15 protein-coding genes are annotated in these 15,917 nt (G+C 46.2%); 6 read left to right on the top strand and 9 right to left on the bottom strand.

Translation table 11 applies throughout. The annotated features are described in order from the left end of the window. Positions 1 to 27: 27 nt before the first annotated feature. Positions 28 to 243 carry a hypothetical protein gene (locus AYR61_RS05300; RefSeq protein WP_065901999.1) on the bottom strand — a complete coding sequence of 72 codons (216 nt, stop codon included), beginning with the start codon at positions 241 to 243 and terminating at the stop codon, positions 28 to 30. Between the two features lie 103 nt (positions 244 to 346). On the opposite strand from AYR61_RS05300, the gene AYR61_RS05295 reads away from it, so the two are divergent. After that, positions 347 to 1,270 (top strand): IS30 family transposase, encoded by a 924-nt coding sequence (locus tag AYR61_RS05295; protein WP_054712567.1) that lies wholly within the window; start codon positions 347 to 349, stop codon positions 1,268 to 1,270. Between the two features lie 167 nt (positions 1,271 to 1,437). Here the strand turns inward: AYR61_RS05295 and AYR61_RS05290 are convergent, their stop codons facing one another. The 4 genes from AYR61_RS05290 to AYR61_RS05275 form a co-directional block, all read right to left on the bottom strand. Beyond that, positions 1,438 to 1,920 carry a helix-turn-helix domain-containing protein gene (locus AYR61_RS05290; RefSeq protein ID WP_054711416.1) on the bottom strand — a complete coding sequence of 161 codons (483 nt, stop codon included), beginning with the start codon at positions 1,918 to 1,920 and terminating at the stop codon, positions 1,438 to 1,440. 61 nt (positions 1,921 to 1,981) lie between these two features. After that, positions 1,982 to 2,614 carry an FMN-dependent NADH-azoreductase gene (locus AYR61_RS05285; RefSeq protein ID WP_065901997.1) on the bottom strand — a complete coding sequence of 211 codons (633 nt, stop codon included), beginning with the start codon at positions 2,612 to 2,614 and terminating at the stop codon, positions 1,982 to 1,984. Between the two features lie 164 nt (positions 2,615 to 2,778). Next, positions 2,779 to 4,107: a dihydrolipoyl dehydrogenase family protein gene (locus AYR61_RS05280; protein WP_065901995.1), complete on the bottom strand. Its 1,329-nt coding sequence runs from the start codon at positions 4,105 to 4,107 to the stop codon at positions 2,779 to 2,781. Between the two features lie 760 nt (positions 4,108 to 4,867). Then, complete coding sequence (locus AYR61_RS05275) at positions 4,868 to 6,091, bottom strand: AraC family transcriptional regulator (RefSeq protein WP_065901993.1); 1,224 nt, start codon at positions 6,089 to 6,091, stop codon at positions 4,868 to 4,870. A gap of 93 nt (positions 6,092 to 6,184) precedes the next feature. Here AYR61_RS05275 and AYR61_RS05270 point away from each other — a divergent pair, with 93 nt between their 5' ends. Next, a complete protein-coding gene (locus tag AYR61_RS05270; protein WP_065901991.1) occupies positions 6,185 to 7,186 on the top strand; it encodes an NAD-dependent epimerase/dehydratase family protein in 1,002 nt (333 codons plus the stop codon). Positions 7,187 to 7,203: 17 nt separating this feature from the next. Next, complete coding sequence (locus AYR61_RS05265) at positions 7,204 to 7,938, top strand: glucose 1-dehydrogenase (RefSeq protein ID WP_054711425.1); 735 nt, start codon at positions 7,204 to 7,206, stop codon at positions 7,936 to 7,938. 266 nt (positions 7,939 to 8,204) lie between these two features. Here AYR61_RS05265 and AYR61_RS05260 read toward each other — a convergent pair whose 3' ends face one another. Then, entirely contained in the window at positions 8,205 to 8,924 is a 720-nt protein-coding gene (locus AYR61_RS05260; protein ID WP_054711427.1) for an SDR family NAD(P)-dependent oxidoreductase, read from the bottom strand. 223 nt (positions 8,925 to 9,147) lie between these two features. Between AYR61_RS05260 and AYR61_RS05255 the strand changes: the two genes are divergently transcribed. Continuing rightward, positions 9,148 to 9,735 (top strand): TetR/AcrR family transcriptional regulator C-terminal domain-containing protein, encoded by a 588-nt coding sequence (locus tag AYR61_RS05255; RefSeq protein WP_225353274.1) that lies wholly within the window; start codon positions 9,148 to 9,150, stop codon positions 9,733 to 9,735. Positions 9,736 to 9,898: 163 nt separating this feature from the next. Then, complete coding sequence (locus tag AYR61_RS05250) at positions 9,899 to 11,593, top strand: oleate hydratase (RefSeq protein WP_065901989.1); 1,695 nt, start codon at positions 9,899 to 9,901, stop codon at positions 11,591 to 11,593. A 70-nt stretch (positions 11,594 to 11,663) separates the two neighbouring features. On the opposite strand, the gene AYR61_RS05245 is transcribed toward AYR61_RS05250, so the two are convergent. Continuing rightward, positions 11,664 to 12,293: a hypothetical protein gene (locus tag AYR61_RS05245; protein WP_065901987.1), complete on the bottom strand. Its 630-nt coding sequence runs from the start codon at positions 12,291 to 12,293 to the stop codon at positions 11,664 to 11,666. 559 nt (positions 12,294 to 12,852) lie between these two features. Then, positions 12,853 to 13,311, bottom strand: coding sequence for a GNAT family N-acetyltransferase (locus AYR61_RS05240; protein ID WP_263850106.1), 459 nt, complete (start codon positions 13,309 to 13,311; stop codon positions 12,853 to 12,855). A gap of 187 nt (positions 13,312 to 13,498) precedes the next feature. On the opposite strand from AYR61_RS05240, the gene AYR61_RS05235 reads away from it, so the two are divergent. Next, complete coding sequence (locus AYR61_RS05235; RefSeq protein ID WP_065901982.1) at positions 13,499 to 14,803, top strand: IS1380 family transposase; 1,305 nt, start codon at positions 13,499 to 13,501, stop codon at positions 14,801 to 14,803. 475 nt (positions 14,804 to 15,278) lie between these two features. Here AYR61_RS05235 and AYR61_RS05230 read toward each other — a convergent pair whose 3' ends face one another. Next, complete coding sequence (locus AYR61_RS05230; RefSeq protein ID WP_065901981.1) at positions 15,279 to 15,500, bottom strand: helix-turn-helix domain-containing protein; 222 nt, start codon at positions 15,498 to 15,500, stop codon at positions 15,279 to 15,281. Between the last annotated feature and the right edge of the window lie 417 nt (positions 15,501 to 15,917).

Raw genomic sequence — 15,917 nt, 5'->3', positions numbered from 1 at the left:
TAAAGTCCTTGTTAAAAATAGTACTAATTATTTTGTATCCGGATTCTTCTCTTTATCCGGATCTGATATTTCTTCTAATATTTGCCACAGACCGTTTAATATCAGACGCTTCATATTTTGCTCCAGCGGGACAACCAACTTAGGATCCGGGTTGCTGGCAATGAAGCCAATCGTATACATCACCGCGCCGCTCAGCGACGACTTCGCAAAATTAGCTGCCATAATATCTAAATCGTTTTTCATTTTGGCAGATTGTAAAATTTAAGTTGAACATTTAAGTGGACAGAAAAACCTATCAAGGTCTTTAATGGTGTTACCACACAATCCATTAGAAAGAAGGACCTTGATGAGCACCACTATTGTATCATTCCAGAACCGTGTTGTCATTGAAACGCTTCATAATGAAGGACGTTCCTTGCGATACATCGCTAACTACTTAGACTTTAGTCAGACCACCATCTTTAACGAACTTCACCGACTAAATGGTGAGTACCAGGCTGAGCTAGCGCAAACTGACTTTGAACGAAAGGTTAGTCAACGGGGGCGAAAGTCTTCGCTTACTAAAAACCTTAAACACTTGATCGAGGAAAAGATTCAAGTCCAGAAGTGGTCCCCTGAACAAGTTGCCCATGTGGTGGGGATTGCCTACAAGACGGTCTATAACTGGATTGATCAAGGCTGGCTTGATGTACAGTTGCCCGATTTGCCTGATCATGGAATTCGTCGTCATCGTGCTAAAGAAAAGCGTGGTACGTTCAGTCACGGCCGCTCAATTGAGAAGCGTCCTCATAAAATCGAAACTCGCCAGGAATTCGGCCACTTTGAAGCTGATACCGTACTTTCTGGTAAACGTAAAGGTCAAGCTGTGGCTACTTTTGTGGAGCGTAAAAGTCGCCTGACAATTGTTAAAAGGCTCCATGGTCGCGACAGTCAGTCCATGACTCAAACCGTACTTGAACTAGCTCGTCAACTTCAAGACAAGCTCAAGACGCTTACTGTGGATCATGGTAAAGAGTTCGCTAACTATCAGACAATTGAACGGCGAACTGGTACACAGGTTTATTTTGCCCATGCCTATTCACCGCATGAAAGAGGCAGTAATGAGAACCGTAACCGAGTTTTGCGGCGCTTTATTCCCAAAGGCCAAGCCATTGAAGAACTAAGTGATCACCAATTGGTTCAAATTAATTGGTATTTGAATTCACGGCCACTTAAATGTCTTAATTGGCATACACCAATCGAGATCTTCTTGCTTAATTTACGTCATTAAATTCGTTCAAGTTATTTCTTGCAATCTGCCATTGCTAATTGTATTTAATAAAATCATTTTCTTTAATATAACACAATTTGAATGGATTACTAGCTTTCTACGCGTGATTTATACCGCTATAAAGCGCCCCATCTAAACCAAGTTTTAGATGGGGCGCTTAAAGGGGCCTATTTAAAGTTTCTTTCAGCCAACAACATATCGTGAAGAAAATTCCCGATGAGTTCTAAGTCATCATCGCTATATTTTTCATGAATCACACTTAACCGCTGTGTTTCAAGCGTCGCGTGCATCTCATCGTGTGTGTCAGCAATCGTTCGCCCATTTGTCGTCAATTTATAATACAAATTCTTCTGATTTTGAGCTTGTTTATAACTTGAGATCAACGCCAGTTTCAGCAATGTCTTAGCGGCCCGAGTGACGCCACCACGAGTCACATTTAGCGTTTGTGCCAATTCGATGCCCGTCATATCCTGACGTTTCAAAGCCGACAGGATGTGCAGCCCTACGATCGACGTTTTCGGGACCATCGCACTTAATGCTGGCTCTTCCAGGTGGTTAACGATCCACGACTGTTCGCGATTCACGGCGTCCCGTTCCGTAATCATCTGGCGGAGTTCATCAAATATCCGGTTTTCCATTTCTTTCGTCATGTCATCGGCCCCATCTCTTTCATGCTAGTGACAGTATACCAAATTGATGGTACGCCTGAGACTAAAATGTTTTGGCTAACTGGGTCGCTTCGTCATTCGCTGCAGCTAAAATGGTCGCAGTTTGTTCTGGCATTTGGTCGCAGCCCTCGATGAAAATTTTATTGGTATCTTTGATCCCGTAGAGGTTAAGGATCATGTCCAGATAGCTGTCGCCTAAATCAGCTTGCGCGTTTGGATGCTCTGGATCGTGATATAGCCCGCCGGCGGCCTGAATGTGCAGTGCCTTCTTACCGGTCAATAATCCCACTGGGCCGTTTGCCGTGTACTTAAACGTCTTGCGGGTCACTGCTGTAACGTCAATGTAGGACTTCAGTTCTGCCGGCAAGAAATGGTTGTACATTGGATTGACGAACACGTACTTATCAGCACTTACAAACTCTTCTAGCCAGTCTGAATGAGCTGCCAGTAAAGTTTCTTCATCGCTGTTGAGTGTCTTGCCGTACTTCACCTTGAGCCAAGCATCAAAGGTCTCGTCGTTGAGTGGCGGCACCGACGTTGTGAAGAGGTCGCGGACAACGATCTCGTCTTCTGGGTGGTTTTGTTGATATTGCGTCATAAAGGTTTGGGCAACCTGAACGGATTTTCCAGTTGTTTCAGTGTGTGGGTGTGCCATGATTACAAGTAATTTTGTCATTTTTAGTGGTGCTCCTTAATTATTTTAAATTTTGTTGATAGGAAACATTATAGCTTATTTTTGTTTCCTGTCAACAAAATTCAAAAAATAATTTTCCAGTGACAAAAAAACCTCAGGCAGCCGTTTCGGCACTGAGGTTTACTTTTAAAATTGTCTTTTATAACTTAATAAAAATACTGCAGGTCACTTTCAGCACTTGGATAAACAGGCATCCAATCCTTGGCTTCCGCCGCAGTTTCATGTCGGCTGATAATGCCGGAGAACGTGTTGATCAGTTCCTCAGCATTCACCGCTAGAACCACGGCCCCCACCAATTGTTGGTTAGCCTTATCGATAATCGTTGTGACCCGTGCCGTTTTATCCTGGAGCCGATTGTACGTGTACCAAGAACCAACACTTGATGTCCGCACGTCGTAGTCGTCAGGATGCGCTGTGGCAGTTGCCACCGTTACCCCCACTTGGGCGAGCTCAGGTCCCGCAAATACTGTATGCGGAATTGGTGGATAACTGATGGCCGCCTGCTGACCTAGAATGCTGGCAGCAACGTACCGACCTTCATACCCAGAGACTGGCGTTAACTTCGGCTGTTTCTTGTCAATGACATCACCAATCGCGTACACATTTGACGCCGCCGTTTGTAAGTGGTCATTCACTTCAACACCTTTAGCTGACGCGCTAATGCCGGCAGCATCAAGGTTTAGCCCCGCAATATTGGCTGGCCGACCCGCTGCAGCAAAGATCGTATCCAAGGCAACATCTTCGTCATCCGTATGAACGATAACGCCGCTGCCTGCTTCAGAAACGCCTGTAACGGTTGTGTTCCAGTGAAATTGGATACCCTTAGCAGCCAAAGTTTCTTTAAGCACTGCCGTATCAGCTTCCGGAAAACCACGAAGCAGCTTATCGTTGTGCTGGAAAACGTGCACCTTTGCGCCCGCCTCAACTGCGATATTGGCCAGTTCAATGGCAACGTAGCCGGCCCCAACAAACCCAATTTCATGCGGTAGTTCAGGTAAGGATAAGAAATCCGTACTCGTTTGAAAATGTGCCTTCCCTAGCACGTTAGGAATCGCTGGTGTCGCCCCCGTTGCAATAATAATGGCATCACCAGTCACTTGTTTATTGTTCACACGCAGGGTGTGCGCGTCAACGAATTCGGCGCTGCCAAATAACGTAGCAATTCCTGAAGACGCTAATCCATCATGGGTGCCACCAGGAATCTTGTCGGTATAGCCGCGTTTAAAACTCATCAATGCTGGCCAATCAATGTTGACTGCCCCAGTAATGCCGCTTTGCCCATACCGTTGCGTTTGTCGTTTGGATTCAACGACCCCGTAAAGCATTTTCTTGGGATCGCACCCAAAGTTAGGACAGGTGCCGCCCCACAAATTATTTTCAATCACTAACACCTTTTGCTTACCAACTAATCCATAAGCTGCGGCTAACCCACCAGGGCCACCGCCGATAATAATCGTATCGTAATCGTAAGCCACAAGAATGCCTCCAGTCAAAATGAGTTAACTTGATTTTAACTGTTATTGAGATGAGAGTGAAGCAAGGCGCCCCAAGGGCATTCCAATGTTAGGTGATAGTCCGTTGCATTCCGTAATTTGGCAGGCCGTGTGGTGGCTCGCGACTGAGCTAACTCGATTTCTGCTGCGCAGCTCTCGAGTGGATCTCAGTCGTCTCGCACATCAGTAACCGACCAAAGTACGGTCGCTAACTGATGTCGACACCACAGCTCCGTACCAAATTGCTCCATTCCACTGACGTTGAGCACCCTTTTTGCCACTAGTTAAGCATCACAATAGCATTAAACCTTGTTCGCGAAGAATCCGCCCTCGACCGCTATTAAGGCTATTAACAGCAATGCTTCCCATGATGTGTCAGTCACCAGTAGCGATTAATTTAGAGGCTTCGTGATACCACTTTCGACGACTTATTAGCTGTGACGATCACAGGGAGACGTAGGAGATCCTTGAATTTCTGCAAAGACATTCAATAACTCCCCGGAGCGACCCCACCTAAGCCGGCAGGGCCGAACCGTGGAGCGAAGTGACATTAAAGCGCTATTTTGAATCACCCAACAATGTAAAGCTCCCATTGCAGAACTCGTTACGGCAATATAGCCTAGAAAGACCCAATCATGAATTAGTTGACTTGGCTGAATATTTAAAAAAGCAAAGGTGCGCTAAATACATAGTCAATCACTAAAAGGTTTCTTTTATTAAGAAAGCCCCAACACAAGAGCTCCTACCCACGCCGCGTAACGATCTTTCCCGCAACCACCTCATAAACGTTCCGCTGCCGGTCCTGTCGCGGTGTCACCTGCCAAGTCGTTTGATAATTCCGTTTAAAACTGACGCTATCCTGAAACCCGACCCGAACCGCAATCTGATTAAACGTCAGTCGACTGCCCAACACCAGCGGTCGGGCAACTTCGCACCGAAACTGATTCAGTAGCGGTTTAAACGTTTGCCCAAAATAGGTTAACAAGCGTTCATTGACTGTATCTTCAGAATAAGTCAATGTTTGGGCAACTTCAGGTAAGGTCAACGGTTGCGCACAGTGTTCAAAGAGGTAGACGCCAATAGTCCACCCATCGCTATTACCGACCAACTGGTGGTGTGTTTTAAGTGCATCCCGATAAGCTTGCGGCGAAACAGTGTTGATTTTTTCAAACTGATAGTAAAACGTGCTGATGGTTCGATAGCCGCAGATAGCGGCAATCTTGCGGATACTCAACTCCGGAAATTGCATCAGCCCTGCCGCGTTGCGAATACGTACCTGGTTTAGGAGTTGATTAAAGTTAAACCCAGTCAGTTCAATGAGCGCCGCTTGCAACTCCTGAGCTGTCGTTTCGAACACTTTTGCCATCCCCGACAGTGTTAAATGCGACGGATGATGAAATTGCAGATAGCGCAGCCAGACCCAGGGTTGCTCGTCTTGTGATACAGAAACGGCAACGTGTGGTTCCACGTGAAACAAATAGATCAGATAGGAAGTCAGGGCCAGATTCAGGCTTTCAGAATTAGCCGGATGATGTTGTTTTTGCAGAACTGCATTAGCGCAAAATTGTTCCAAGAACGTCTTTGAATCAGCAGCTAGATGCACGACTGGGAAGAAGTGTTCAGCGTTTCGCAGGGCAACAGCGTACTGTTTTTCATCGTTGGAGGACAGCAGTAAAAGTCCCATGGAGAGCCGAATCGCATACATCGTCAATGTTGTTTCACCTGCTAGCGACACGCGACGAATCTGATGTGGCATCAGCTGAACCACATCCCCCGCTGTCAATTGAAACGCCGTCCCGTTGATCTCAACCTCAGCGGTGCCAGCAGTGACGACCCAGAATTCGGCTTCATCGCGAATATACGGTGCAACATCTGCGGTAATCGTCTCCAATGCAATACTCAGATCCTGTGGTTTGTAATGACTAGACAGGTAGTTGGTACTGACGTATGGGTAGTCAGAATTCATTTGTGTCTCCTTTCGAACACTTAGCGGAAAAATCGTCACTATTTTTATTCAGCTCCGATTATACTGGTTGTGAAATTAATATCAAGCAAGGAGATGGCACATATATCAAAAATATTTGTTTTAGGTGGTACTGGTTTTCTCGGGTACTACACCACTAAGGAATTGCTAGCCCAGGGGTATCAAGTCAAAACAATGGCATTACCGCCAATGCCGGCAGATAACCTTCTGCCAAGCACCGTTGAGCTCAGTCTCGGCAACATTAACGAGCTATCAGATGCGCAAGTGGTTGACCTGTTGAGTGATTGTGACGGCTTCATGTATGCCGCTGGCGCTGACGAACGTGCTTTGCCGGAAGCCCCCGCACTCAGTTTTTACTACCACGCAAATGTGCTCCCAACCCAACGTCTGGCCCGTTTAGCGCGACAAGCAGGCGTCAAGAACTTCGTTGTTTTTGGCTCTTACACCGCCGAATTTGCCAGCCTATGGCGCGACACCTATCCTGACTATCAGTTGCAGCCCTATCCAAACACGCGATTATTACAAGAACAGGTTGCCTTTGCTGAGGGTGAAGGTGCGATGACCGTGACTGTTCTGCGGCTTCCATACATCTTCGGCACCATGCCAGGTCGAATGCCGCTTTGGAAAATGTTTGTGGATCAGATTCGTAACCAGCCTGTTTACCCAGCGTTAAAGGGCAGCACCTCGGCTGTGACGGTTGAGCAGGTGGCTGAAGCTGCTGTGGGTGCCCTCCAGCACGGGGAACACCGCCACACCTATGCCATAAATGCATATAACTTGGCCTACAAAGATTTCTATGACATGATTGTGGAAGCGCTTCACCAAGAAACAATGACGCAAGTTCCAGTTGTGCCATTTGACCAATTAAAGCCGCAATTCGAACAACTCGATGCCCAAACGGCTGCCGCTGGCAAGGAACACGGTATTCACATTACGTTATCCGAAAAATTGCAGGAAGAAGCGCAGTGTACTGATCCTGATGAAACGGCCATTCTGGGGATCAAAGACCATGATGTCGTCGCCTCGATCAAAGCAACATTAGCAAAATGTGTTGAAGCAGATGAACCTGCCAATTAGAAAGGACTTGAAGAATTATGGGAAAATTAACGGGTAAAGTTGCAATTATCACGGGTGCCGCTCAAGGAATGGGCGCCGCGCACGCCAAGCTATTTATCGCAGAGGGCGCTAAAGTCGTTTTAACCGATCTCAACGAAACTGAAGGCCAGGAAACGGCCAAACAGTTAGGCGATAACGCAGTGTTCGTCAAGCAAGACGTGGCAAGCGAAAGTGACTGGCAGACCGTTGTCAAAACAGCAATGACTCATTTTGGTCAAATTGATATTCTGGTCAACAACGCCGGAATCACCTACGCAAAATCCCTGTTTGATGTTTCGACTGAGGACTATTTAAAGATCTTCAAAATTAATCAACTGAGCGTTTTCTTGGGCATGAAATATGTCGCTGCGGAAATGAAAAATGCGGGTCATGGCAGCATCATCAATGTCTCATCCATTAACGGGTTAGTCGGCGGTGCCATCGGATACACAGATACGAAGTTCGCTGTGCGTGGAATGACGAAGGCGGCTGCGCTAGAACTGGCCCATTACGGCATCCGGGTCAATTCGGTGCACCCAGGCGTTATCTCAACGCCAATGATCCACCAGGGTGATACGGATGACGCAGTGGCTCAATTTGCCAAGACAATTCCCCTCCAGCGCATTGCTGAACCAGAGGAAGTGTCGAAGATGGTGCTCTATTTGGCTTCGGATGATGCCAGTTATTCGACAGGTGCGGAGTTTGTGGTGGATGGGGGATTGACAGCGGAGTAGAGAGTGGAGCAAGGCGGGTTAGGGGTGGTGTGTAACGGACTCCGGCCGAAAAGTCCGGGTCTGACTTTTTGGCCGGAGTCCGTTACACGTTAGCCCCGTGCCTGCGGAACTCGTTTAGTCTACGCAGGCTAGAAAGATCAAAAATCAAAGCTACCTCTTTTTATAACCCACAACAAAAAAACCGCGTTCCAGTCACCCAAACAGTGCTCTGAAACGCGGTTTTAATAGTCAATTTTACTATCTCTTCTACTCACCGCAGTCGGCTTCTAATCCGCTTCCTCGGCCGCCCTGTCAAAACGCACACCAGAAGGCAATGCTCGGCGCGTGCTCCGGTCACCTCGCTGCAACGTCTTCGTCACCAGCCGCAACGTTGGATCATGAACAACAACCTCACGTCCCGCACTAATATGCTGTTCCAGCCAGTCCGAATTCACAAAATTTGCGGTAATCGATGAGTCCTTCAACGCTTGGCGTAAATCGATCGTATACTGATTGGCAGCTGCCTGCGATGCCCGATAACCAGTCCCTATATGCTTAGACTGCAACACACCAGCTAATCGACCAGTCACGTTAATAATTTGAGCGGACGTTCCTTTTTTTAGGAGAGGCAACATCGCCTGAGTCACGTCCACCATGCCAAAGAAGTTGGTCTCAAAATCCTGTCGCATCACAAACGATGATAGGGTTGTCGCTGAAAATTGGCGATCAAAGGAGACGCCGCCATTATTGATCAGCGTTGTCAAATAACCATAGTTCATTTCAATAAACGCCTTGGCACCATTGATTGACGCGCGGCAGGTCGCATCGAGCTGAACGACGCTGGTTTGAATGCCCTGCTTTCCCAAAGAGACAGCCAATCGTTCCCCTCGTTGACTATCCTGAACGCCAAGAATAACATGGTGCCCCGCCTGCCCCAGTTGCGTGGCAATTTCGACCCCCATCGACTGGTTCACATTCGTAATTAAAGTAATCGGTTTTGTTGTCATCTGCCAATACTCCTTTGCTCAAAATAAAACGTTACTGTTAGGTGCTTATAGGCCTATAATAGCACTTAATAAATGATATATAAACCTTATTTCATATTTAAAACGTTATTATTATTTTTTAAATAACGTTTTATTTTTAAAAAAACGGTCTTTAAAATTTAGCACAAGCCATAGTTACCGCTTCCATTTCGCGGTAAACTAGACATAGAACCTAGCACAGGAGTTGATCACGATTAAAGCCCAAGCAACTAAGTGGAAGCTGGCCGAGGCATTAAAAACGCTGATGGCCACCACCCCGTTCAATAAGATCACCATTGAGCTGCTGACACAGCAGGCGCAAGTCACCAGAAATACGTTTTATTATCATTTTGAGGACCTTTACGCCCTCTTGGAATGGACGTTTCAACGTGAAATCGTTGACCAGCTCAGTGACCACTACTTGCGAGTCAACCGCTGGCAAGACGGTTACCGGCTGATTCTAGCGTACATCGCTGATAACCGTGAGTTGTGCCTCAAAAGTTTTCACTCACTGGCGCGTGATATTTTGGAAAATACGCTGTATGACGTTGCCAGCAGAATGGTGGCCGCAGTCGTGCTCGACGTTGACGCGCACGTCCAACCGGCGTTGCGGGATGCCATTGTCAACTTCTTTGGTTGGGCACTTGTGATGCAGCTTGTGCAATGGCTGGCAAACGGGTTGGCGGAACCGCAAGAAGCGTTGGTCAAACGGGCGGAAACCGTGCTTGATGGTTCGGTAGCAAACGCAATTCATAATGGTCAAAAATTGTCTGATTTTGGGCAAACAGACTGAGTTGACCATTTTTAGTTGCGATAGTGCCAGTTACAATAGAGGTAGGATAATTCCTTGAAAAGTAAAGCGTACGCGATGTCATTTAAAAAAAACAAGCATCCGTACAGCTGACTGACACAACGTACCTGTGACATCACTCATTTTAGAATTTGGAGGGATTAGTATGGTAAAACGTAAAGCAATCATGATCGGTGCCGGCCTCGCAAATATGGCCGCTGCCGTTTACTTAATTCAGGAGGCCCACTGGAAAGGCGACCAGATCACCTTTTATTCAATCGATGACCACGGCTCAAACGACGGCTCGACCGCAACTGAAGCCAAGGGCGAATACTGGAATACCGATTATCCAGTTGACAACCATACGGGCTTCGTTGCCCGTGGCGGCCGGATGCTGAACTACCGAACCTACGTTGATCTCATGGATCTGATGGGTCGGATTCCATCCGCTACCGAAAAGAACATGACGGCCGCAGAAGACACCCACGATTTTGACGCCCACCATCGCACCTATGATAAAGCGCGCCTGTTACAAGGCGGTGTCGGCATCGTCAATGGCGGCCACTTGGGACTGAATAATAAGGATCGTTCCCTGCTCACTAAATTGATCCTGATGCCTGACAAGGAAGAGACGCGACTGGACAACGTGACCATCGCAGACTATTTCAAGGATGATCCACACATGTTTCAAACAAATTTCTGGTACATGTGGGAAACGACCTTCGCCTTCCGTGTGCAAAGTTCAGCCCAAGAACTGCGCCGGTACATGCACCAAATGATTTATGAATTTACGCAAATTGAGCACTTGGTTGGCGTTAACCGAACACGTTACAACCAGTATGAAAGCATGATGCTACCCCTGATCAACTACTTGAAGGAACAGGGCTGCAAGATTATTTTGAATCGTCGGGTAACGGACTTCACCTTCAAAGATACCGAATTACAAGATGAAATCACCGTCACTGGCCTGGAAATGGAAAACACCGAGACCAATGAATCGGAAACGGTTGCTGTGGATGATGACACAGCCGTCTTCTTCACAAACGGCTCGATCACTGATTCTGCAACGTTGGGCGACTTCAACACACCGGCTGCCGAAAACATGGACTACGGTGCTGCCGCTAGTCTGTGGAAGAAAGCAACTGAGCACTTCTACAACCTTGGTAATCCTGACAAATTCTTTGCCGACAGAAACGCCAGTGAGTGGTCCAGCTTCACGTTGACTACCAAGAACCATCTGCTGCTAAACGAAATCACGCGGATCACGACCCAAGTGCCTGGTAACGCGCTGAACTCATTCCTGTCAACGAAGCCGATCACGACACTTGGTCAAAAGGACGTGAACATGTCGATCGTGGTTCACCACCAACCCCATTTCACGACCCAAAAGCCAAACGAATCCGTTATTTGGGGCTACTTCCTCTATCCTCGCCGCAAGGGTGAGTTCGTGGAGAAACCCTATATTGAAATGACCGGGAAAGAAATGGCTGAGGAACTGATCGGCCAACTCTCTAAGGTCGATCCAGGACCAACAAACATCATGGACAAGAAAGACGAGATCATGGATAGCATCATCAACAACATCCCCGTCTACATGCCATATGCCTCAGCTCTGTTCAACAACCGGGCTAAGACTGACCGTCCCGAAGTCATTCCGGAACACTCAACGAACTTAGCCTTCACTGGCGAATTTGCTGAGCAGCCGTATCAAATGGTCTTCACGGAACAGTCTGCCGTTCGTTCGGGTGAGATCGCAGCATACCACTTTACCGGGATCTCCATGGACAACCTGGTGAAAACACCGCGGTATGATAAGGATATGAAGACGTTAGCTAAGGCGACGAAGAAGCTGTTTTCTTAATTAATAACTGACAATAAAGACGAAAAACCTGCTTGGATCGTTTTTGATCCAAACAGGTTTTTTATTATTTTTAATTAACTGCCATTCGGCCCTCGTCGATCTGACCAGTATCGGGGTCGATTGCGTACCGCAATAGTACGGCAACATTCGGACCATAGCCATCAATATAAACTTCTCGATGACTATCCGTGCTGAGTGGTTTAAGGCCGCGTTCAGAGACTGCATCCGTCAGCGTTTGCACCGCCTGACTAGTGTTCGTTAAGGGAGTAGCACTAAAGCTTTGGATTTCGGTTCCTTCAGCTAGATTTTCAAACGCGACTTGTTCACCTAGCTCACCCAGATCAAGCTGTGTCAATGCTTGGCGAGCGTACTCTGGTTTCACAAACAAGGGCTGTTTGACCCATAGTTTGAACGTGTGCCGGTCCTCAATCGTGTCGCCACCCGACCACACGGCCTGGAGCGGGTATGGCCGATAGCTTCGGTATCGGTCGATCATAATACCGGCGTCCGGCCCCCGGCTGATTTTTTCAGCGACCGCCTTGACCACGTCCGCCTTTTTCTGAAACTCAGGATCACGCGTGCGGTCAGCTGCCTGCCCAGTAATTGTCAAATAACTTCGGGTCGTCAACGTCACAAAGCTTGGTGCTGTATCATGCGAATACTCAGCTGTTTCAACGATTTGCCAATCAAATTGAACCATGATGATCCCCTCCATTTTGATACAGGATTTAATGGTTGCATTATGCGCGCTTCGTGCCGAAACAGCTAGTGAAATGGCTTCAAAATGATGATGAAGGACGGCCGTTCGGATCATTTAGATATTTACCCGGATTTAGTAACCAATTCCGTTGCATTCCACTAACGTTGAACTTACCTTTTACCACTGGTTAAGCATCACAATACCATTAACCCAAGTTTGCAGAGAATTCGCCCTCAACTGCTAATAAGACCTTTGTCAGCAATGCTTCTCATAATGAGCTGCCACTTGTAACAATTGATTAACAGGTTTCATGCTACCTATAATGAAGACTTGCCATCAATTATGAGTATTACAAGTACCGTAGCGTAGTGGAACCATTCGGTATTGCAGACTGTGGTGTCAGCATTAGTTGGTGAGGGTTCTCTTCTCGCCTAGGAACAAGGGAGATGTGGAGATTCTTGAATTTCTAATATATCGCGGAATCGTTCTCGCAAACGCCCTACCAATGCCGACAACTACTTAACAAGTGCCAATCACGGATGTTTCACGTGAAACATTTCTAAAGTTCACGCGCCTTCGTTCGAAACAGCATGTCGACGATACCGCCATTAAACTGTTTCATCAACGCAAGATAGTCATCCGCCCTAACACTGCCGCTGCCTGTCAGCAGTTCGTAGTCGTCACCCATTTCAGTCAGCATCAAATGCGTGGAACGGAAGCCGTTTTTATAGTAAAACTGCCGCCGTTTTTGCCGCTGATCAACATTTGGCGCGTCTGGGGTCACCGGCTCAATGTTCAGCATGATCTGCTGGTTGACGTAGCGGCGCTTAATGGCGGCTAAAATTTGCGACCCATACCCCTGACTGCGCACCTTTTCCGAAACGGCCAGGTACAGGACATAGGTCTGTTGTCGACGAGAAATCGTGTAGGATGCACCAACTAATTTGCCCTCATCCGTAAATGCCAGCAGCTCAACGTTGGGCCGCCTTAACCGCCACATGAGAAACGGCATCGGAATCTGCTCATAGAACGGAAAAGCCGTTTTCCTGATTTATTCACAAAGATATGCAAAATACCCATCAAACACATGCATCACGCGTTTGATGGGTATTTTGTATTTTCACCTTTTAAGTACACAAAAAGAGCCCCAGCTCTGGTATAGTTAAATTGCTAAACAAAACCACATGAGAGAAGAGGACTCTATATTGAAAACTTTACAGGAAATGGCATTAAATTTCAACAAAAACATTTTAGTATCGCATACGGGTGGTCAATTATCTTCCGATGGCGGGCTAACATTGTGTGTAGAGCTGATGGCAAAATTCCAGTTCACCATCTTGGCCGACAAACTATTGAGGTTCAATGACCAGCGACGATATTGTCAACACAGTAATTCTAGTATCTTAAAACAGTTAATTCTTCAGATTATTGCTGGTTATAGCGCAGATTCTGCGGCAACTTCTTTAGAAAAAGAACCGCTTTTTAAATTATTATTGGATAAACCGTCTTTGGCTTCACAAGCAACAATATCACGTTTTTGGCAACGCTTTGATAAAGATAGTGTTAGCACATTACAGACTTTAAATGAGGCTTTGATCGACCGTGTTCGACTATTAACCAACCAGACAGCCACGATTATTGATATCGATTCGACTCACTCAGACACTTATGGCAAACAGGAAGCCACTAACTACAACGCACATTATGGTACTGAAGGATATCATCCATTACTGGCAACTGATCAAGATGGTAACTTATTGAAAGCTGTCTTGCGTCCTGGAAATGCCTACACCAGCAAAGATGTAAAAGCTTTTTTAACACCACTATTAAAGCATTATCAAACTCAGCTGCCCACGACTGACATTCTGGTTCGTGGTGATAGTGGCTTCGCCACGCCAGAAGTTTACGATGTCTGTGAAGCCAACGATGTGTTTTACATTATTCGACTCAAATGCAATCGAAAATTACAGAATCTAGCTGAAAAGTTCGTCAAGATCAGTGATCAAACCCAGTGGCAAGAGGAAGAGACTCATTACTACTCTGAAATCTATCAATCAGCATCGTGGCCTAAGCCACGGCAGATTTATATTAAATCAACTCGAGTAGCTGGTGAACTGATCTTTTCACATGAATTTATCGTCACTAATCTGACTAATTTAACGGCTGAAACTGCCTTCGAACTGTATCACAAACGCGGCCAAATGGAAAATTACATCAAAGAAGCTAAAACAGGTTTCTTTTTCGATAAGACTGATAGTCCAACGTTTAATGCCAATGCTGCCCGGATGATGGTTAGTGTACTGGCTTACAATATTGTCAACTTTTTAAAGCAGCTAGCACTGACAAAACATGATTCCGGCTTGTGCGTTAGCACATTGCGGATCCGTTTATTCAAAGTTGCGGCACGTGTTGTGCATACTGGCCGACGCATTCAGTTGCGGCTGAGCTCGTATCATGTTTACCATCGGCTGTTCTACCAGGCTCTACAGCGTATCCAGGCTATTGAATAACCGGCAAAATTAAAAAAATCTGTACAACCAAGGGACAAGTGTATCCAAAAGTTCAAAGCAATTCTGAGTTAGTTGAAAGATCTCACTAGCTAGAACTGATAAACATCGTATTTCAGCAAAAGATAAAGACATACCCGTCAGTTTTCGAAAAAATACGAAAACTGACGGGATTTTTATGAACTATGAATAATTCAGGCGAACGGGATTTTCTGGTTTGTTTTCTGAGCTGTCCCGGCTACCATCTTCTCGGCCACGTAGAAAACGTGTTCAGCAAGGGGCGGCCATGTAAGGGACTCTGGCAAAAATGCCAAGTTCGGGCATTTCTGTTTTTATTCTCTTAGACTGTCCCAGCTACAGCTTTCTCGGCTACGTAGCCTAAACGTGTTCAGCAAGGCAGAGGGCTCCTGCATAAGCCAACTCTGGCAAAAATGCCAAAACCAGGCATTTCTGCCAGAGTTAGCTTATGCTCCGCCCTCTAACCGCCTTGCTTCACACTCTCACAAATAGGCATCAACGCCCTCATCTCATCCAAACTCGATCCGTTATCCACAAAACAGGTAATCATATCGAGCCAGTACAGGTCCTTGTCCGTATACGTCGTTTTTTCGTCCTTACACGGCAATAGGCCGGCCTGCGTGTAACTGGCTATCTTCTCGGTCGTCACGCCCGATTTAGCCGCTAATTCTGCCAATGTCATGAGTCAACCAATCCCTTCGTTTAGCGCATGTTTACTTATTATGAAACGCGCTTCGTTTTTTTAAACAAGAGCTAGTTTACTCGATATTTAAAAAATTTCAACCTTTATTGTTTTGCCCTTTCCAGCATTCAATTAAGGGTGGCCTAATTAGCTCAAATCAGGTATAATTGGTTTATACCATTCTAAAGAAATAATTTTACTGCAACCGGTTGAATTTTACTAAAAAAGAAATAGAAAACACTTTCAATTCATTTTCTTTCAAAAAGATGTTTTTGTGTGAAAGCAGTTTTCATATAGCCTTATGGCACACATTTTTAATACACATCGTTAACCATCTAAGAAAGTTGAGCTGAATCCCTTTTTTTACTTCAAATTTGTTATATAATAACTTCGACAACAAGTGGTCTAGACGAAATG

It is taken from the genome of Secundilactobacillus paracollinoides, from assembly GCF_001702155.1.
Taxonomy (GTDB): domain Bacteria; phylum Bacillota; class Bacilli; order Lactobacillales; family Lactobacillaceae; genus Secundilactobacillus; species Secundilactobacillus paracollinoides.
This window is presented reverse-complemented; position numbering and strand designations above follow the sequence as displayed.

What these genes read in the sequence shown, in the direction of transcription:
- AYR61_RS05300 (WP_065901999.1), bottom strand. Translation starts at nt 243, where the DNA reads ATGAAAAACGATTTAGATATTATGGCAGCTAATTTTGCGAAGTCGTCG.
- AYR61_RS05295 (WP_054712567.1), top strand. Translation starts at nt 347, where the DNA reads ATGAGCACCACTATTGTATCATTCCAGAACCGTGTTGTCATTGAAACG.
- AYR61_RS05290 (WP_054711416.1), bottom strand. Translation starts at nt 1,920, where the DNA reads ATGACGAAAGAAATGGAAAACCGGATATTTGATGAACTCCGCCAGATG.
- AYR61_RS05285 (WP_065901997.1), bottom strand. Translation starts at nt 2,614, where the DNA reads ATGACAAAATTACTTGTAATCATGGCACACCCACACACTGAAACAACT.
- AYR61_RS05275 (WP_065901993.1), bottom strand. Translation starts at nt 6,091, where the DNA reads ATGAATTCTGACTACCCATACGTCAGTACCAACTACCTGTCTAGTCAT.
- AYR61_RS05270 (WP_065901991.1), top strand. Translation starts at nt 6,185, where the DNA reads ATGGCACATATATCAAAAATATTTGTTTTAGGTGGTACTGGTTTTCTC.
- AYR61_RS05265 (WP_054711425.1), top strand. Translation starts at nt 7,204, where the DNA reads ATGGGAAAATTAACGGGTAAAGTTGCAATTATCACGGGTGCCGCTCAA.
- AYR61_RS05260 (WP_054711427.1), bottom strand. Translation starts at nt 8,924, where the DNA reads ATGACAACAAAACCGATTACTTTAATTACGAATGTGAACCAGTCGATG.
- AYR61_RS05250 (WP_065901989.1), top strand. Translation starts at nt 9,899, where the DNA reads ATGGTAAAACGTAAAGCAATCATGATCGGTGCCGGCCTCGCAAATATG.
- AYR61_RS05245 (WP_065901987.1), bottom strand. Translation starts at nt 12,293, where the DNA reads ATGGTTCAATTTGATTGGCAAATCGTTGAAACAGCTGAGTATTCGCAT.
- AYR61_RS05230 (WP_065901981.1), bottom strand. Translation starts at nt 15,500, where the DNA reads ATGACATTGGCAGAATTAGCGGCTAAATCGGGCGTGACGACCGAGAAG.